We start from the raw sequence: 18,351 nt of genomic DNA, 5'->3' as shown, positions 1-18,351 counted from the left end.
GCACGACGGACATGTTCGCTGCTTGCTCATCGCATCTCGTTCCCTCGCGGCTGTCCTGTTCGGGTCGTCGACGCCGGTTGCAGACACCCTAGCTGTCATCGGCGATGCGCCGTGGACGTGGCGGGGGGGGGGGGTATCAGTCGTGGGATGCGTCCGGATCGCTTGTGGTGCGTTGGGGTGGAGCTGCGATGCACCGCGGTGCAGTGCGGTGCGGCGCACTGGGGGTGAGCTGCACCCGCGGTCGCGGGAGGGGGCGGCATTCACAGGCGCCGGTCGAACTTTCTCATGTATATCTCATCGAAAATTCATCGCAATCTATAGAACAAAGATTCGAACAATGGGAGAATGAAGCATGGTCAGAACGGCAGCATCGGCACCAGTCGCAGAGGGTGGAACAAGCACCGCCACTGTGATCGAGGTGTCCGGAATGCTGACGAAGATGTCCGCCACTTCCGCGAGGTTGCCGGAGCATGGAGTTCCCTCAGCGTCGACCGCGGTCGATGGTCCAGGAGGGGAGCTGGCGGGGTTGTTGGAGCAGGCTCGGCGCCTGCAGAGGGTGACGGCGATGCTTGCGGCGGCGCAGGCATCGCTGTGGTCGCGGGTGTTGGCTCACGCGACGGACCCAGATGGCCCGGTGACGCGCTCGTCATCATCGATGGAGTTGGCGGTGCGTTCGGTGGCCGCGGAGTTCGGTGCCGCGTTGAGCCTCAGCGACCTGCAGGTGCAGCGTCAGTTCAATGATGCCTACACGCTCGTCACTCATTTCCCGGCCACCCATGCGGCACTGGATGGCGGGTTGATCACGCCCGCGCACGCGAAGGTGATCGTGCGGGCCGGGGCGGGGATCACCGATGACGCGGCTCGGAGTGCGTACGAGGTCGAGGCCGTCGCCAAAGCGCAGACGACGACGCCGTGGCGGTTGAAGAACATGCTCGCGGTGCTGGCCGAGCACGTCATGCCGGTCACGCTCTACGATCGCCATCGCGAGGCCCGTAAGGCGCGCTCCATCACCCTCACCGAGGACAGCGACGGCATGTCGAACCTGTCTGTGTTCCTGCCGACACTGCTCGCGCACGGCGCTTACGACCGGATCATGGGCATGGCACGCGCCATCAAACACGACCCGGACGACGCGCCCCTCTCTGATGCCCACGCCTGTGCCGATGGCGCCGATGTACCGGCGGGCTCCGCCGGTGGCACACGTGCGGGCGTCGCCCCTGATGCCAGTGACGGGGGCGCGGGTGACGCGCGGACGCTGCAGCAGATCGCGGCGGATGTGGTCAGTGATCTGCTGCTGGGTGCTGCACCGACGACGACGTCGGACGCTGTCGCCGCCATCCGCGGTCGGGTGCAGGTCACCGTCCCCGTGACGACACTCGCCGGACTCGACAACACGGGTGCCGTCCTGGCCGGCGTCGGGCCGGTGGACGCAGAGAGCGTACGGACCCTCGCAGCACATCAGCCCGGCTGGGACCGAATCATGACCGACGCGACCACCGGAGACATCCTCGCCGTTGACCGGTACACCCCGTCGACCGGGATGCGTCGGTTCCTCGCCGCTCGTGATGAGCACTGTCGATTCCCCGGATGCCGCCGCCCGGTTCATCAGTGCGACCTCGACCACACCCAGGCATGGGAGGACGGTGGCGAGACCTGCATCGACAATCTCGCTCACCTCTGCCGCCGCCATCACGTTCTGAAGCACAACTCCGCCTGGATGGTCGAAAACCTCGGCGGCGGAGTTCTCCGTTGGACCAGCCCCCTCGGCTACCAGTACATCGACACCCCGCCCCACCGCACCGTGACATTCACCGCCAGCCCGACAGACGACCCCATGTCCGTGACAGGCGACGCCCGAGCGGACAACGCGAACAGTCCATCGACGGCATCGAGAACGTACCGACCTCCGGACGGCCCGCCACCGTTCTAGCCCACACCGGCGCTCAGGCCGGAAGATTCATAGCCCGGCGTCCCGTTGTCCGTTGTCCGTTGTCCTGCGGTCAAGTGCGCCACCGTTTCACTTCGCTCACCGTTGGATTGGCGAGCGCGAGACGTATGCCAGTTCATCCTCCGGGTGTTGTGGCAACGGCGATATTCGCATCATTCCGGGAATGCGCTCATCTGGGCCCGCGTGCCTGCGTCACGCAGGGAGGCATCGCCCACGGGCAGCGCGGTCGCTCGACGCGAGTGCGGCGACTGTTCACCGCCGCATCCTCGGAGGCCACCGCCGCGAACTTCCATCACTGCGACCGGTCTCGTAGGTGATCGCAACTGATTCTCTGGTGAGCGTGGTTCGTCTCTGCAGTGATCTTGGCCTGTCTCGTCTCGGACGTCAGCTCGTCTCGCCGGCCACAGCAGGTCCAGCCTCGTCGAGCAACTCGTCTCGGATGACCGTGGTCGGCTTGTTCAAGCACCACGGACTGCGTCTTCGGCGAGTCAAAGGATGACTGCATGATCCTGTAGTTGGGCCGACAATTCTGCTCCATCCGACGGCTTCGACCGCCAGATTCCCCGTCACGCTGCGAGTATGTCTGCGCACTTCATGCGCCCGCCGCACACTGACTGGATGGTCAGTGAAGTGTGGGGTGCAGCTGGTGCGGGTGCACTGGCGGGGCTCGGGGTTGCGATGCCACTGGGTGCCATCGGGGCGATGCTGCTCCGCGAGGCATTGGTCAGCGGATGGCGCCGCGGTGTCGCGGGTGCCCTCGGAATCGCGACAACCGACCTGATCTACTGCGCGGTCGCCACCGCCACCGGGACGCTATTGGCCGGACTGATCGAAAGTCACCGCGGCGGCTTCCTGCTCGCGTCTGGACTTCTGGTGATCCTGATCGGGGTCAGGCAGCTGCGCGACAGCGTCGCCAGGCCGTCTGCGCCAGCGCGGGCGGAGCCCTTCACGACCGGCGGGCCTGTCACCGCCACCTACCTCCGATTTGTGGGGCTCACCGCGCTCAACCCGATGACCCTCGTCTACTTCGTCGCGCTGGGCGGAGCGGTGAGCGCACCCGCTGACTCCGTGGCGACGCCGATCGTCTTCGTCCTCTCCGCCGGCTGTGCCTCACTGGGATGGCAGCTCGCACTGGTAGCCATCGGCTCGCTGTTCCGCCGGGCGGCAGGACAGCGGACCGCACGTCTCATGGGTGTCCTCGCCTCAGCGCTGGTGCTCCTGCTCGGTGTCGGCGTGATCGCCAACGGCGTCATCGCGCTCACCGTCGGCTGATCCCGGTCAGCGGAGTGTGACGGGGAACAGCTCTGTTCTGGCGATCGTGCGATCCCGCTCGTCGGCGAGAGCCAGGCGGGCGGGGTCCGCGAGATACGCGTCCAGCGAAGCCTGATGGGGGAAACGATAGAGCTGAACCTCATGCGGACGGCCCTCGGCCCCGTCGCTCACCGCGCGCTGGAGCACCTCGCCGCCGTGATCAGCCACAAGGGCAAGAACACGATCCTCGTAGACGGAGAGCCCGAGGGCCTCCCCGTCGTGAGCCCACAACATGCAGCAGAGCAGGATCTCAGTGTCGGCAGTCACGCGCCGAGTTTAGGCCCGGGCGACGCCGACAGGCCCGCGAGGAAGGCCTCGACACCGGAGACCGGGGACGTCATCACGCGAGGGTCACCACCCGCTCCTGATGCCATCGAGGCCTGGGCGAGCACGATGACGTCAGTCTCGCCGGCGCTCGCGATAGCGTCGGCAATGAGGCGGTCATGCCGGTCCTGATCGCCGTCCGCTCGGGCAGCTGCCGCGCCGTCGACGAGGTGCGAGACGATCGTAACCTCCGCCCCCGCGGCGTCTGCGGCAGCCTGCACGATCCGTGTGGTCGGCCCCAGCGTGGCCGTGAGGGTGGCCACCACAAGCACCCGCCCGGCGTCATCTGCGGCCGCGCGTGTGACGGCGTCGCGTGCCATGGCGGCATCGACCCGCGTGAGATCGCCCCCCACCTCCGCGGCGGCGTCAACGGCAGCCTCGCCGATCGACGAGCACGTCACCAGCATCGCCGCCGCGCCGGCCTCCCGCAGCGCCGAGAGATGATGGCGCAGGTCCGCCCGGACGTCGTCCGTGATCCCCCCGGATACGGCGCGCGACAGGAGTGACGCATCGGCGACGTGTACGACATCCAGATCCGGCCGTCTGGAGCGCAGCAGATCGTCGAAGACCGGAACGAGCGCCGGTACGGTGTGCAGCACACCGACCCGGACCGGGCTCACGCTGCGCCTCCGATGCCGGGAGTATCCAGATCCGGCCGTCGGGAGCGCAGCAGGTTGTCGAAGACCGGAACGAGCGCCGGTACGGTGTGCAGCACACCCACGCGGACGGGGCTCACGCTGCGCCTCCGATGCCCGGAACCGCCACCGCGTCTCGCCACGGACGGGCGTGGCGATCGACCACATCGGCGAGCGCCCGCAGCCGATCAGCGGAGCGCCGGGCCAGTTCTCCGCGCAGATCCGACGCCCCCACCACATCACTCCACAGGGCGCGCCCGGCCAGGAAGCCGCTTGCCCCCTCCTGACAGGCCGCGGTCACGGCGTCCGCGAAACGGTCGCGCTCGACCCCCTGTGACAGCACGACCCACGGCGTGCTCATGCAGGCGTTCAGCGCCGCGCTCGCGGCCCGCTGCTCGGCGGGAGTGCCGGCGCCGGCCAGCGGGACCTGCGACTTGTACAGGTCGGGCTGTAACGGCGACAGTTCGCGTGCGGCTTCGCGAATGGCGGCGTCCACGTCGAAGTCGGCCTCACTCGGTGCCGCGCGCACCACCGGCTCCAGCACCGACAGCACCCCGCGAGAGCGCGCCTGCTCGATGAAACGCGCCGCGATCTCCACGCGGGCTTCGCGCCGTTCGTCCCGCCGCCAGATGAGCAGCAGCTTCACCGCATCCACACCATCGTCCACTCGGGCGAACGCTGCATCGTCAATGTCAGTGTCCTCCACCGGTCCACCGTCGGCCTGATCCAGGGCGTCGACCGCGAGGATCAGACCGGTGCTGTCCGGAACCGCTGCGCGAACCGTGTCGAAACCGAACTGGGCATCCGCGAGGAAGGCGGAGGCGATCGGTGCGAGCACGTCGGCCACGGCGGTCTTGAAATCGATCAGCACGTCGTCGGCGGGGCGGCCGTGCCCGGCCAGATGGAACATGTGGCGCAGGCTCTCCCGCTGATCCATCGCCACCATGGCGAATCCGCCGTCGGGGCGGGCGAGGGCATCGAGAGTGGTCATGATTCTCCTTCGGGAAGAACGGACACCGCGCGAGCCGCGGTGAGGAAGCGGTGGAAGGCCTCGTCAAGGCCGGGGCCGGACGCGGGGGTGACGACGCGGACCGGCAGCGTCACTTCCGGCGAGGCGATGCCTTCGACGACCGCGGCACGAAGCGCGGCGCCGGCGGCAACCGGCTCCAGGGCGACGGATTGACGGGTGGGGACACCGGCGCTCGCGATGAGCGGAGCCCAGCATTCGTAACGGTCGGCGAGAGAGCCGAGGACCGTGAGCGAGGCGGCAGGGGAGCCGGCAAGGTCGTCGATGCTCTCCCGGATCCACCGTGCCTGCAGGACCAGAGACTGGAGCACGGCGCGTGCGCGATCGGACTCGTCGCCCTCGCCGATCACGCGCAGCCGAGCCGTGGGGTCGGGCTGCGGGCACTGTCTCCCCGAGGGATAGGGCAGCACCGTCATCGGGCTCGCCTCCCACGCATCTGCGTCGATGCCCCGCAGGAGTCGGAGCGTGCCGGGCCTGCGGCGTTCCTCGTCCGCCAGCAGCGCGCCGCAGCTGGGATTGCCGCCGAGCACCGTGACCGCGGAGCCGTCGATGGTCCGCGAGACCGCGAATCCTTCGGTAACGGCGCGAGCCTGATCGACGGTGTCGGTGATGCGCACCACGGCTTCGGAGGTGCCGAGAGAGTCGGCGACATCGCCGGCGACGCGTGCACCCACGGCCCAGGCACCCACGGCGTGGTCGTGGCCGACGACGTGCACCGGGACTCCCGGCGGAAGTCCGAACACCGCCGCCATCGGGCCGGTGCGCCCGGCGCGCTCGCCGGGTACGCGGATCGGGGCGAGCGCCGACGGCGCGAGCCCGAGATCACGCAGCAGTGCTTCATTCCAGCCGTCATCGGTGAGCAGCATGGTGCGCGCGGCAAGCGTGAGATCGGTGGCGCGCGAGCCCGTGAGTGCGTGCGCGATGATCTCGGCCACACCCGACCAGTGGTGCAGGGCGGCGAACATGTCCGGTCGCTCCGCCCGCAGGGCGATGAGCGTGACGGCGGCGGGCTTGGTAGTGGCGGGCACGCCGGTGCGGGCGGGAAGCTGCGGGTCACGATCGAGCAGGCGCTGGAGGTGTCGCCGATCGACACCACGATCCCAGCGGAGCAGCGGAGTGATCGGGCGTCCGCTCGCATCGAGAGCGGCACCGCTCTCCGCCATCGCGGCGATTCCCACCGCGACCACCGGAGTATCGGCGTGCGTCAGGCACTCGCGTGTTGCGGCGGCCGTCGCGGCGATCAGTGCGTCGACGTCATCGGGCGTGGATCGGCGCGCGGCGTGCACGAGGCGCACACCATTCCGCACATCGACGAGGACGGCCTTCGTCGATGTGCTCCCGATATCCAGTCCCAAGACCAGTGTCACGCCCACAGTTTGTTACATTTTGAACAAAGAATGCAAACATGTCCGATCAGAAACAACCGGGAGGTCGCATGCGATACGCCGATGCACCGGAGCGTCGCGCTCGGCTGGAGCGCGAGATCGCCGAACGTGGCTACCTGTCCTCGGCCGAGGCTGCCCTGCTGCTCGGGGTGTCCGAGATGACCGTGCGTCGGGACCTGCGGATGCTCGAGACGGACGGGCTCGCTCGTCGCGTCGCGGGTGGAGCGACGGCCGTGACGGACGCCGTTCCGTTCGAGCGTCGGGATCAGCTGGGGGCAGCGCAGAAGCGAGCGATCGCCCGGTGTGCGGCGGAGGAGGTCGCCGCGGCAGGAACCATCGCCCTCGACGCCGGCACCACCGTCGCCGCCGTCGTGGAACTGCTGCCGTCGCCCGCGATCGTGTCCCACTCGCTGCCGGTGATCGAGACCCTCACGCGCCAGAGCTCGCCGCGACTGATCGCGATCGGCGGCCACTATCAGCCCGACACGCGCAGCTTCGCCGGTCCCCTCGCGGAACAGGCGATGCGCGAAGTGCGCTGCGATGTCGCGCTGCTGTCGGCCACGGCCGTGGACGAGCGCGGGCTCTGGAGCGCCAACGCCCTGGACGCCTCGATCAAGCGGGTGCTGATCCAGCAGGCCGCCCGCACGATCCTTCTCGCGGATGCCGGCAAGCTGTCCGCGTCCGCGACGGCGCGCATCGCCGGGCTGGACGCGATCGACATGCTCATCACCGATTCCCGAGCGGACGAGGCACTCCTCGCCCCGTTGGGCGCGGCCGGCATCACCGTGCGCGTGGCCGAGTGAGCACAGCCCCCGCATCCCGCAGTCGGGACTGGAGCTCGTCCACGTCGACGTCCTGCACCGCCGTGCCGCGACTGCCGGCCAGTGCCGCCGCGGTGCCGGCGGCCTCGCCGAGCATCTGATACTGCGGTTCCATGCGGATCGAGGAGAACGCCACGTGCGACGCCGAGACGCAGACTGCGGCAAGCAGGTTCTCGCACCCCTCCCGTCGCGGCGTGAGGGCGGAGTAGCCGATGCCGTAGATCGGTACGCGGACCGACAGATATCCCTCCGAGACCACCATTGCCACCGGGTCGGGATGCTCGTACACCCACCGCCAGGCGCGCTGCACCTCCCGGATGTCCAGGTGGTACGAGCCCAGGGCCACCACATCGTGCGGGATGCGTCCCGCGCGCAGGTCGTGCTCGGTGAGGATCGTGTCCGACTGCAGGCGACGTGCTTCGCGGACATAGAGCTGGTGGGGGAGATGACCCGTGTCGGCGAACTCGTCCGCGGGGAGTCCCCACGTCTGCATCTCCCGTCGCACGCGCGCCGGGACCGCCGGGTCGTTCGCGAGGAACCACAGCAGATCCTCCGCGTGGTCGCGATGATGGCGACGGATCCTCTCCCGCTCGCGCGGATCGGCGGTGGGATAGCGCCAAGCGCTGCCGTCGAGCACGCTCAGCGAGTAGGGCCCGAGCGAATTGCCGTCGGCCTTCCCGCCGGGGAGGTTGGGCTCGAGACCGAGATACCGACCGGCGGCGAACTCTTCCCCGCGGCGTGCAGCGTCGGCGAAGTATCGGCGTCCCAGCTCGGCGTAGGACTCGTCGTAGCCGTCTCGGCGTCGGAACGGGATGCGGTTCGGCGCCTGAGACAGACACACCCGGTAGCCGTAGGACATGATGCCGCCGTCGCCTGAGCCGACATCGGCGAGCGGCTCGGGCCGGATCTGGGGAAGCAGTGGCCCGAGGACGGTGCCGGTGGGGTCGTCGCGGAACGGGGAGATGCCGTCCGGCATGCTGTGTCTGCCGGGCATCACCTCGCGCCTGCCGGCGAATCGCTCGCCGTGAAGCGTGCGATCTTCGCGCCCGATCGCGCAGCTCGCTCCGGCGAGCGCCAGCAGATCGCCCTCGTACCCCGCGTCGATGAAGACCGCACCCTCGACACGCGTCCCGTCGGCCAGCGTCAGCGCCGTGATGCGACCCGCGGTCCGCTCCAGACTGGTCACCGTCGTGCCCTCGATCAGCTCGACGCCCGCCTCATCGAGCCAGCGGCGCAGGATCTCCTCGGCCGCGTGCGGTTCCGGGCCGGCATAGTGGCCGAGTGCAACGCCGTAGTGCTCCGCCACCTCGGCGCGGAAGCGGGCGGCGAGGCCGCCGAGTGCCCGCACATCGCCCACGTCGGTGTACCCGAGACCGCCGCTGGTCATGCCGCCGACATGGGTTCCGGGCTCCAGCAGGGCCACGTGCGCTCCCGTGCGGGCGGCCGCGACCGCGGCGCACACGCCCGCGGCGGTGGCGGTGACGACAACCACATCGGCGGAGATCATGCAAGCCCCCGGACGGGCGTGCCTCGATCGGGGCATGGTTGCAACGACCGGAGGTCGCATCGTATAGTCACAGCCATGTGGTAACGATGCCACATTTCGACGGGAGTTTGCGATGAAAGACACGAGATGCCTGATCCGCTCACGGAGACGGGGACGCTCATGAGTGCCGCGGCCACGCCGAAGAGCGCGAAGCCCTCGGTGCGCAGTCGGCTCCGCAAGCCGCGCGAGCACTACAACAAGCGTGAAGCGCTGGCGGGATACCTGTTCATCTCGCCCTGGATCATCGGGTTCCTGGTGTTCACCGCCGGTGCGATGATCTACAGCCTGTACATCTCCTTCAGCAGCTACAACCTGGCAACCAATACGGCTCGGCCCATCGGGATCGAGAACTACGCGAACCTGTTCAGCGACCCGCGCGTCGGCGTCGCGCTCAGCAACACGCTGTTCTACGCCGTGCTGGCCGTTCCGCTGGAGATCATCGTCGCGCTGTTTCTGGCGATGCTGCTGAACCGCGTCGGCCGCGGTGCCGGCTTCTTCCGCACGCTGTACTACCTGCCGAAGATGACTCCGGCGGTGGCGACGGCGTCGATGTTCTTCCTGCTGCTCAACGGCAACAACGGTGCCGTGAACCAGTTCCTGCGATTCTTCGGGATCCAGGGGCCGCAGTGGCTGGTGGATCCCGCCTGGGTGAAGCCGAGCATCGTGCTGATGACCCTGTGGACCGTGGCGGGGACGATGGTCATCTTCCTCGCCGCGCTGAAGAACGTGCCCGCTGACCTCTATGAGGTCGCCTCGCTCGATGGCGCCGGCCCCGTTCGCAAGTTCTTCGCCATCACGCTGCCCATGATCTCGGGTGCGATCTTCTTCAACGTGATCGTGCTCTCGATCGCCGCGTTCCAGGTGTTCGACCAGGCGTACATCCTGTTCTGGCGCGACCAGAGCAACTCGTCCCCCGAGGCTTCGCTGTTCTACGCGATCTACCTCTTCCAGCAGGCGTTCCGACAGTTCAACTTCGGCTTCGCCGCCGCCATGGCCTGGCTGCTGTTCGTGATCATCATGATCATCACGGTCATCCAGGTGAAGTTCGGCAACAAGTTCGTCTACTACGAGGGAGATCGCTGATGTCCGCCCCATTGCAGCAGTTGCCTCTTCCCTCACAGCCCGGCCGGGAGCTCGAGACCGTCGCCGTCACCGTGCCGCGTCGCTCCCGCTGGCGTCGCAACATCGCCCGGCCGCAGACCTTCGCGGGTCGTGTGGTGCTCGCGGTCCTGCTCATCGGCTTCGGTCTGGTGTTCCTCTATCCGTTCGCGTGGCTGCTGGCGGCCAGCCTCAAGCCGCGCGGGGAGGTGTTCGACAACGCGCTGATCCCGAAGACGTTCACGCCCGGCAACTACGCCCAGGTGTGGAGCGAGCTCCCGCTGCTCAGCTGGATGGGCAACAGTATCGGGATCGCTCTGCTCGCCGCGACCGCGGTGGCGCTGTCCAGCTCGGTGGTGGCTTTCGGCTTCGCCTACTTCCGATTCCCGGGTCGCGGACTGCTGTTCGGGCTCGTGCTGGCCACGATGATGCTGCCGGGCGCGGTCACGATGATCCCGATCTATCTGATCTGGAAGGAGACCGGTCTGCTCGGCACCTGGGTGCCGTTGTGGGGGATGAACCTGTTCGGCTCGGCCTTCTACATCTTCCTGCAGCGACAGTTCTATCTGGGGCTGCCGAAGGAGCTCTTCGAGGCCGCGCGCCTGGACGGAGCCAGCTACTGGGGACTGTTCTGGCGCATCGCGATGCCGCTGTCGATCCCCTCGTTCATCATCGTCTTCCTGTTCGAGTTCCAGGCGAGTTGGAACAACCTGCAGGCGGCGCTGATCTATCTGAACGCCGGGTCGGTGGACGACTTCACCGCTCCGCTGGGCATCGCCTACGCGATGACGAAGTACAGTCCCACGGCCGGTGGTCACGGCGATTACCAGTACGTGATGGTCGCGTCGCTCATCGTGACGCTGCCGATGCTCATCCTCTTCGCCTTCGGTCAGCGGTACTTCATCGAAGGCGTGGCCACACAGGGGCGCAAGGGCTGAGTCCCGCCTCCCGCGACAACTCAAGATCACGACACAACGCTGTGGGAAGGTTCCCACAGCATGGCGGGCAAGAACGCCCAACGAAAGGAATGACATGCGCAAGCGCATTCTCGGAATCGCCGCGATGGCTGCGGCGTCCGCTGTCGTACTGTCCGGCTGCGGCGGGGGAGGCGACGACGGCGCGGCCGCCGGCGTGGACTTCTCCGCCAAGCCCACCGGCACGCTGAAGGCGTGGGGCTTTGAGAACGCCGACGATGTGGGCCAGTCCCGCGTCGACTACGCCGCCGAGCAGCTGAGCGACGTGACGGTGGATCTGGATGCCACCGCCTTCGACGCGCAGAAGTTCACCACGCGGCTCGCGAGCGGCGATGTGCCCGACGTGGTGCAGATGGACCGCCGCTACGTCACCACCTACGCGGCGCAGAAACTGATCATGCCGCTGGACGAGTGCTTCACCGCACAGGACGTGTCGCCGCGCGATCACTGGTATCCGTTCGTCGTCGACGACGTCACCTACGACGACGCCATCTGGGCGGTGCCGCAGTTCTACCAGCCGCCGGCCATCCTGGTGAACAAGAAGGTGCTCGCCGAAGCGGGCGTCACCTCCGATGAGATCGACACCTCGAAGCCCGACGTGCTGCTCGCGGCGATCGCGAAGATGTACCAGGAGAGCGGCGGCGTGCCCAGCCGCCTCGGCTTCGACCCGGTCGCCACCGGCCAGGGCGGCATGTGGATCCTCGGCACCGGCGGCAAGCTCAACGACGACAAGGGTGCCCCCACCCTCGACGACCCGAGCAACATCGCCGGCATCGAGCTGCTGAAGAAGATCACCGACGCACAGGGCGGCTACGCGGCCGTCAAGAGCTTCACCGACTCCTTCGACACGTTCGGCGACGACAACCAGTATGTAAAGGGTCAGGTGGGAGCGCAGATCAATGCGCAGTGGTACCCCAACGTGCTCTCGACCTATGTGGACCAGCTGCAGCTGGAGGCCGTGCCGTTCCGCAATGCCGACGGTGAGCCGTTCTCGGTGGCTTCGGGCACCGCGTTCGTGATCCCCGCCGGCGCGAAGAACCCCGCCGCGGCGTGCGCGTGGATGATCAACCTCACCTCCGACGCGGCCTGGGACGCGGCCGGCGACGCTCGCGGCGAGACCCGCGCGAAGGACGGCGGCATCAACACGGGTCTGTTCACCGGCTCGCCGGACGCGGACAAGGCGCTGCGGGACAAGTGGGTCAAGCCCAGCGGTAACGCCGACTTCGACCAGGTGATCTCCGCGTACTACGACGTGGTGGACTACGGTCAGTCGTTCGGTTCCTCCCCGGCCGGTCAGGAGATCCAGAACGAGCTGAACAACGCCATCACCGCGGCGCTGCTCGGCGACAAGACGCCCGAGCAGGCGCTCGCCGACGCTCAGAAGGCGGCGATGCGCGCCTACGAGAACGCCACGGCCGGATAACGGGCACGGAGGAACGGGCGGGTCGATTCGTCGGCCCGCCCGTTCGTATGCGCGGGGTCAATCGCGAAGCAGCCAGCGGTGGGCCAGCGCGAGGCGGGTGGGCACCTCGCAGCGCAGCATGGCCTGGGCGAGATGCGCCTCCACCGCCTTGGAACTGACGCCCAGAACCTCGGCGATCGCGGAGTTGATGAGGCCTGTGCTCATCAACTCCGTGACGGTCCGTTGGCGGGCGGTGAGTTCCGGCAGCGGGCGGCGTTCTCCCGTCGCCCCTGCGGCGTTGAGCAGGGCGACTCGACCGGACGCTTCGAACGCTGACATGGCGCGCGTGAGGTGACGATGCACGGTGGAGCGTTGCAGGTGCAGGCGACCTGAGATGGCGTCCTCGTCGTGACCGGAACGCAGCAGGTCGAGCACCTCGCGCTCGCGCGGAGAGAGGGCGGCCCAGGCCGTCGGCGGCGGGGGAAGCCGACGATGCGCCGCCGACAGCACGCGCCTCGCACGTTCGCGCAGCGCGTGCTCGCCGGCGGCGTCGGCCGCGCGCACCTCGTCGCGGAGGAGCCGCGCTGCCGTTGGCAGGTCGGCGGTCAGGAGCGCGCGTGCGGCGATGATGCGCGCATCGCCGTGTTCGAGGCGGCGCTCGGCGACGCCGGCTAGATCCGCGGATAACTCGGCGACGGCTGCAGCCTGAGCCGTATCGCCGCGGTGGAGCAGGATCCGGGCGCGGGTGCGCAACAGCGTGGGCAGGGTGATGAGCGCGGTGCGGTCGAGGTCTGCGAGGAGGAGCTCACCGCGGATGACTTCGCGATCATCGTCGCGGGAGATCGCGTCGGCGACGATCAAGTCCACCGCCATGGCACGATCCGCTGCGGCGAGCAGGCTGAGGTCCCGATCTCCCCCGGCACGCCGCGCCAGCGCCGCCGCCTCCGCGTCGTCGCCGGCCGCAGCAGCACCGTAGGCCGCCAGCATCAGGGCGCCGCGGCCGGTGAAGGTCGTGTCGTCCAGGTCGAGGGCCAGGAGTCCCTCTGCTCCTCGCCGAGCCGTCTGAACATCGCCGGCCATGGCGGCCACCATGGCTTCGCAGGCCAGGGGCCAGAGCATCAGTCCGTGTCGTTCGCCGACGTCGCGCAGTCCGGGCAGCATCGCCCGAGCCTGGTCGACCCGACCTGAGAAGATCGCGACCCGCACGGAGATACCGTGCAACGGCACTTCCAGCACGCTGTCGCGCCAGGCGGTCGTCTCCGTCGGAGCGGGAACCACGGCCTGAGCGACATCAAGGCGGCCGGTCATGAGGGCGCTGTCTGCAACGAACGCCCGCACCAGCGTGGAGACGGCCTCGTTCTCGGGCAGCTCTGACGCCGTGGTGAGGATGGCGTCGCGATCGGGCACCTCCACATCGGGCACGCCTCCCGCGCGAGCCCAGAGCGTGGCGGCCATGGCGAGCGCTCGCTCCTGTGCGTCGCGTGCCGATGCCTGCGCGCGCCGGGCGAATCGTGCACATGCCGCATAGTCGGCGTTCCAGTACGCGGCGAACGCCCGCATGGCGTCGGCGACTGCTCCGCGTTGGCTCGCGAGGATGACCGCGGCACCATCGGCATCGTCTGTCACGATCGCCGCGCTCGCCGCCGCGATCACCTCGCGTCTGTCCATGGCGCGACAGTAGCCCCGTTTCTCAGCGGCGGCGGGTTCCGGGACCGGGAAGTTACCCCGATTCCCCATAGTGCCGTGCAGGTGCGCTGAGGATCATTGCTCCCGTCACTCGCCCGAGAGCGTCACTCGCCCGAGAGGAGCACCTCATGTCCCGCTTCGGTACTGCCGCGTCGATCCTTCTCGGCGCGGCGCTCGTCCTCACTGGCTGCGGGACCAGCTCGTCTCCCGACGTTGCGACCGTGGGGGAGGGGGTAACCGCGGCGGCGGACCCGACCACCGCCGCGGATCCCGCGCCCGCCGATGATCCCACGACCGACGACGAGCCGCGCGTCTTCGACGAGGACCTCTGTCCGCTGCTGAGCGCTGACAAGCTCACCGAGATCTTCGGAGAGCCGGTCACCACCGAGCACCTGATCGGGATCTCCTGCCAGTACACGACGGCGAGCGGTGGCAGCGCCTCGCTGAACGTGCAGGAGGGGACCGAGGGGACATTCAATGAGGTCTCGTACGGCTCACGCTCGATACTCACGGATCAGACTCCGCGTCCGCTGTCCGGCTTCACCGGCCAGGCCGTGGTGTTCGCCAGCACGGCAACGGGAACCGAGATGCCGGTCGCGGTCGCGATCGTGGAGTTCCCCGCCTACGTCGTCAGCACCGACATCTCCGTCGCGGGGGACGTGGAGGAGCAGGCGCGCATCGCGGAGGCGCTGCTGCGTGCGGGGCTCGACGCCGGGCTCGGCTGAGGTTCTCAGGCGGGTGGCAGGCGGAGCACGCCCGCGGATTCGCCGACGGTGAGATCGTCCACCAGCCGCAGCTCGCGGGCGAGCGCATCCAGATCGCCCAGCACGGTGCGGAACCGATTCGCGTCGCCGGCGATCGCGGTGACCTCCACCAGGTGCGTGCCGAGGTCGAAGCTGTAGCTCACGAAGGGCGGCTGATCACCGCCCGGGGTGTCCATGATCAGACGCTCGCCCACCCCGAAAGTGGGGTGCGGGAACGACTCGGTGTCGTCGTACTCGATCGGTCGCATGGCGCGCGCCGTGCGAGCCTGCGGCGTCGCCTCCTGCAGCGTGGCCATCGCGACGATCAGCTCGGGGTCGTCCTTCCACACCCACACCAGGACGCGACCCGCGGCCTTGCGCATGAGCATCGGAGCGGCCTGGCTCATCGCCCACGCCGTGAAGCGGCCACCACCGCGCTCTTCGATGCCCATCGAGCGGTTCATCTGTGCCATCAGCATGCGGATGGCCTGCTTGCGATGACGGCGTCCGCGCAACCCGAAGGACTCCGTGACGGGGACCCAGCGCGAGGCATCGGCTTCGGCGAACAGGCGTGGCATGAACACAGGCTAGGCGATCGGCTCCTCCCCAGGCTGTGCGTCCCGTGCAGGTTGCGTCACCCTGTATGTCTGCTCCCGGTTGGCGTGCAGGTCAGCGGGTACAGTGGGGGACGCGACTGCGGCCGCTCGACCGCAGAGAATAGGCGACCCCCACCCGTGACCGAACCCGCGACCCCCGCACCCGAGGGCTCCGCTTCCGACGGCGTGAGCCACACCGATCGTCCGTTGCGCATTGTGATGGGTGCCGACACCTTCTCCCCGGACATCAACGGCGCTGCACGTTTCGCCGAGCGCCTGGCCGCTGGACTCACCGAGCGTGGACACGACGTACACGTGATGGCTCCGGGCACCGCCTACCGCAGGAGCGAACCGCACTTCGAGACCATCGAGGGTGCCGAGGTGTTCATGCATCGGCTCCCGTCGCTGCGTTGGCCCCCGCACGACTGGCTGCGTTTCGTGTGGCCGTGGCGTTCGCGTCACTATGCGCGTCAGGTGCTGGACTCGGTCAAGCCGGATGTCGTCCATATCCAGTCGCACATCGTCATCGGCCGCGGACTCGCCCGTGAGGCACGCAAGCGCGGCATCCCCGTCGTGGCGACCAACCACGTGATGGCTGAGAACATTCTCGACTTCACGACGCTGCCCCCGCTTCTCGACAAGATCTTCCTCAAGTTCGCGTGGGATGACGCGCGCCGCACGTTCGACATGACGCGTGCCGTCACGACGCCCACGCGCAAGGCGGCTGACTTCCTGGAGCGCACCACCGGGCTCACGGGGGTGATCCCCATCAGCTGCGGCATCGATCGGCGCTTCTACACGCCGGATCTCACTCCGCGTGCGGAGAACCGCCTGCTCATCGTGGGGCGTCTGACGTCTGAGAAGCAGGTCGACGTCACTCTGCGCGCCATCGCGCGCCTGGATCCGGAGCTGCGCACCGCCGTGGACATCGTCGGCGGCGGCGACCAGCGTCACAGTCTTGAGTCGCTGGTCAGTGAGCTCGGGCTGGAAGACGTCGTCACCTTCCACGGCCACGCCAGCGATGAGGAGCTGCGGGCACTGTACTCGCGGGCGAGCCTCTACGTGATCGCCTCGATCGCCGAGCTGCAGTCCATCTCCACGATGGAGGCGATGGCCTCCGGCCTTCCGGTGGTCGCGGCTGACGCGATGGCTCTGCCGCACCTTGTGCATGACGGGGAGAACGGCTACCTGTTCCCCCCGGGCGATGTCGAAGCCGCTCGCGACCGGATCACGCGGGTGCTGACCGCATCTCCGGAAGAGCGTCTGCGCATGCAGCAGGCGTCGCTCGATGGTGTCTCCATTCACGACATCAACCGCACTCTCGATACGTTCGAGGCGCTGTACCGCGGCGAGCCCATCCCGGAGTGACGATGCACATCGTCTTCTTCGGCGACCAGCACGTGGAATCCTCCGGCGGCGCCCAGGTGTCGATGAGGCTGCAGCGGCAGTTCCTGGAGCGCGCCGGCCACACGGTGACGGTGGTGGTACCGCGCATGCACGGCCGCGACTTCGGTGACGCCGCCTACGTCGAGCTGCCGTCGATTCCCATTCAGCTCGATCGCGAGTACTCGATGACCTGGCCCGGTGCCCGCACGGATGCCTTCGTCGATCGTGCGCTCGCGAGTCGGCCCGCGGTGGACGTCGTCCATGTGCAGGCGGACTTCTGGGGCGCGTTCATCGGGCACCGCTTTGCGCGTCGGCACGCGATTCCCGTCGTTCACACGATGCACAACCGCGTCGATGTGGGGATTCAAGCCGTCACGCCCCTGGCGCCCGCGGTGCTCGCGGCACTCGTGCGGTGGCAGCGGTGGATGCTGCCGGTGCCGGGGGGACGGGCTGATGCGGGTGAATCTGGGCTGTCTGGTGAGTCTGGGCTGTCTGGTGAATCCGCAGGTTGGCGTTTTCTTGCCGGGCTTGCCGCTGGGGCGGCCGCCGTGACGGCGCCGTCCGCGCACTTCGCTCGTCGGCTCGAGGAGCACGGGGTGTTCCGACCGGTGGATGTCGTCTGGAACGGCATCGACGACGCCGTCCTTGATGCCGCGCTCGCCACGCGTGCTCCGCGTGCGGCGGGTCTGCCGCGTTTCGTGTGGGTCGGTCGGATGAGTCCTGAGAAGCGCCTGCTGCCGTTCCTGGAGGCCGTGGCCGAATCCGGAATGCGCGCGGAGGTCGAGATCATCGGCGGCGGGGCGCAGCGACGGGCGGCCGAGCGACTGGTGGCGCGTCGTGCCCCGCGCGCGGACGTCCGATTCCTCGGCCGGCTGGCGTACCGCGACACCCTCGCTCGCCTCGCGGCCGCTGACGCGGTGGTGCAGACGTCGGTCGGGTTCGAAACCCAGGGGATGACGCCGTTCGAGGCCGCCGCGCTCGGAACCCCGGCCGTCGTCAGCGACCCCGATATCGCGGCCGAGCTGGAGTCGGGATTCTGGCCCGTAGCGGAGCCGCTGTCGACATCGGCTCTGGCGCATGCGCTGCGCACGGCCGCGGATGACATCACCGCGGATCGCGCCGTCCGTGTGAATCCGGAGATCGCCGAGCGCTTCCGTCAGTCGTCGCGTACCGCCGCGATGCTGGAGATCTACACTCGCGTCACCGCTGCGTAGACGCCCGCTCCGCGGGACACCCAAGCAAGTCCGAGAACCCCGCGTTGCACGGTTTCTCGGCCGCGGAGGGGTTTCTCGCGTGCTCAGGGGACGCGTGTGGGGTCGGTGGGAACCGCGCGGTAGCCGTCGCGGCGGAGCTCGCGCACGGTGCTCACGACACCGACGACGGAGAGGGCGAGAACGATGAGCAGAAAGGTCATGGCAGAAAGGCTATGATCGTGGTTATCCTGTCACGAGTGTCGGGATAACCATCAT

The 18,351-nt window shown here is 68.4% G+C and carries 16 protein-coding genes; 9 read left to right on the top strand and 7 right to left on the bottom strand.

Annotation, left to right across the window (positions count from 1 at the left end):
- Nucleotides 1–439: 439 nt before the first annotated feature.
- Together ABTV68_RS19375 and ABTV68_RS19370 are read left to right on the top strand one after the other, a co-directional pair.
- Nucleotides 440–1,930, top strand: coding sequence for a DUF222 domain-containing protein (locus ABTV68_RS19375; RefSeq protein ID WP_433675302.1), 1,491 nt, complete (start codon nucleotides 440–442; stop codon nucleotides 1,928–1,930).
- 636 nt (nucleotides 1,931–2,566) lie between these two features.
- On the top strand, nucleotides 2,567–3,220 hold the full coding sequence (locus ABTV68_RS19370; protein WP_433675301.1) for a LysE family transporter: 654 nt from the start codon (nucleotides 2,567–2,569) through the stop codon (nucleotides 3,218–3,220).
- A gap of 6 nt (nucleotides 3,221–3,226) precedes the next feature.
- Here ABTV68_RS19370 and ABTV68_RS19365 read toward each other — a convergent pair whose 3' ends face one another.
- From ABTV68_RS19365 to ABTV68_RS19350, 4 genes are all read right to left on the bottom strand, one after another.
- A complete protein-coding gene (locus ABTV68_RS19365; protein ID WP_433675300.1) occupies nucleotides 3,227–3,526 on the bottom strand; it encodes a hypothetical protein in 300 nt (99 codons plus the stop codon).
- Nucleotides 3,523–4,203 carry a hypothetical protein gene (locus ABTV68_RS19360; protein WP_433675299.1) on the bottom strand — a complete coding sequence of 227 codons (681 nt, stop codon included), beginning with the start codon at nucleotides 4,201–4,203 and terminating at the stop codon, nucleotides 3,523–3,525. Before ABTV68_RS19360 ends, ABTV68_RS19365 begins: the two co-directional genes overlap by 4 nt.
- Nucleotides 4,204–4,315: 112 nt before the next feature.
- Nucleotides 4,316–5,209 (bottom strand): hypothetical protein, encoded by an 894-nt coding sequence (locus ABTV68_RS19355; RefSeq protein ID WP_433675298.1) that lies wholly within the window; start codon nucleotides 5,207–5,209, stop codon nucleotides 4,316–4,318.
- Nucleotides 5,206–6,612, bottom strand: a complete 1,407-nt coding sequence (locus ABTV68_RS19350) for an FGGY family carbohydrate kinase (RefSeq protein WP_433675297.1) — start codon at nucleotides 6,610–6,612, stop codon at nucleotides 5,206–5,208. The genes ABTV68_RS19355 and ABTV68_RS19350 overlap by 4 nt, the downstream gene beginning before the upstream one ends.
- A gap of 38 nt (nucleotides 6,613–6,650) precedes the next feature.
- On the opposite strand from ABTV68_RS19350, the gene ABTV68_RS19345 reads away from it, so the two are divergent.
- On the top strand, nucleotides 6,651–7,433 hold the full coding sequence (locus ABTV68_RS19345; RefSeq protein WP_433675296.1) for a DeoR/GlpR family DNA-binding transcription regulator: 783 nt from the start codon (nucleotides 6,651–6,653) through the stop codon (nucleotides 7,431–7,433).
- Here the strand turns inward: ABTV68_RS19345 and ABTV68_RS19340 are convergent.
- Nucleotides 7,411–8,958 (bottom strand): FAD-dependent oxidoreductase, encoded by a 1,548-nt coding sequence (locus ABTV68_RS19340; protein ID WP_433675295.1) that lies wholly within the window; start codon nucleotides 8,956–8,958, stop codon nucleotides 7,411–7,413. The genes ABTV68_RS19345 and ABTV68_RS19340 overlap by 23 nt on opposite strands.
- A 159-nt stretch (nucleotides 8,959–9,117) precedes the next feature.
- Here ABTV68_RS19340 and ABTV68_RS19335 point away from each other — a divergent pair, with 159 nt between their 5' ends.
- From ABTV68_RS19335 to ABTV68_RS19325, 3 genes are all read left to right on the top strand, one after another.
- Nucleotides 9,118–10,080, top strand: a complete 963-nt coding sequence (locus ABTV68_RS19335; RefSeq protein ID WP_433677649.1) for a carbohydrate ABC transporter permease — start codon at nucleotides 9,118–9,120, stop codon at nucleotides 10,078–10,080.
- Nucleotides 10,080–11,033 (top strand): carbohydrate ABC transporter permease, encoded by a 954-nt coding sequence (locus tag ABTV68_RS19330; protein WP_433675294.1) that lies wholly within the window; start codon nucleotides 10,080–10,082, stop codon nucleotides 11,031–11,033. Before ABTV68_RS19335 ends, ABTV68_RS19330 begins: the two co-directional genes overlap by 1 nt.
- A gap of 94 nt (nucleotides 11,034–11,127) precedes the next feature.
- Complete coding sequence (locus ABTV68_RS19325) at nucleotides 11,128–12,492, top strand: extracellular solute-binding protein (protein WP_433675293.1); 1,365 nt, start codon at nucleotides 11,128–11,130, stop codon at nucleotides 12,490–12,492.
- A gap of 57 nt (nucleotides 12,493–12,549) precedes the next feature.
- Here the strand turns inward: ABTV68_RS19325 and ABTV68_RS19320 are convergent, their stop codons facing one another.
- Entirely contained in the window at nucleotides 12,550–14,139 is a 1,590-nt protein-coding gene (locus tag ABTV68_RS19320) for a LuxR C-terminal-related transcriptional regulator (RefSeq protein WP_433675292.1), read from the bottom strand.
- Nucleotides 14,140–14,285: 146 nt separating this feature from the next.
- On the opposite strand from ABTV68_RS19320, the gene ABTV68_RS19315 reads away from it, so the two are divergent.
- Nucleotides 14,286–14,882, top strand: coding sequence for a hypothetical protein (locus ABTV68_RS19315; RefSeq protein WP_433675291.1), 597 nt, complete (start codon nucleotides 14,286–14,288; stop codon nucleotides 14,880–14,882).
- Nucleotides 14,883–14,887: 5 nt separating this feature from the next.
- On the opposite strand, the gene ABTV68_RS19310 is transcribed toward ABTV68_RS19315, so the two are convergent.
- Nucleotides 14,888–15,478 carry a hypothetical protein gene (locus tag ABTV68_RS19310; protein WP_433675290.1) on the bottom strand — a complete coding sequence of 197 codons (591 nt, stop codon included), beginning with the start codon at nucleotides 15,476–15,478 and terminating at the stop codon, nucleotides 14,888–14,890.
- Nucleotides 15,479–15,634: 156 nt separating this feature from the next.
- Between ABTV68_RS19310 and ABTV68_RS19305 the strand changes: the two genes are divergently transcribed.
- Together ABTV68_RS19305 and ABTV68_RS19300 are read left to right on the top strand one after the other, a co-directional pair.
- Nucleotides 15,635–16,864, top strand: a complete 1,230-nt coding sequence (locus tag ABTV68_RS19305; RefSeq protein ID WP_433675289.1) for a glycosyltransferase — start codon at nucleotides 15,635–15,637, stop codon at nucleotides 16,862–16,864.
- A gap of 2 nt (nucleotides 16,865–16,866) precedes the next feature.
- A complete protein-coding gene (locus ABTV68_RS19300) occupies nucleotides 16,867–18,096 on the top strand; it encodes a glycosyltransferase (RefSeq protein ID WP_433677648.1) in 1,230 nt (409 codons plus the stop codon).
- The last annotated feature ends 255 nt before the right edge of the window (nucleotides 18,097–18,351 follow it).

The sequence above is a fragment of the Microbacterium gorillae genome (assembly GCF_050990725.1).
GTDB lineage: Bacteria > Actinomycetota > Actinomycetes > Actinomycetales > Microbacteriaceae > Microbacterium > Microbacterium gorillae_A.
The sequence above is the reverse complement of the archived record's forward strand: the minus strand, read 5'-3'. Positions and strand labels throughout refer to the sequence as shown.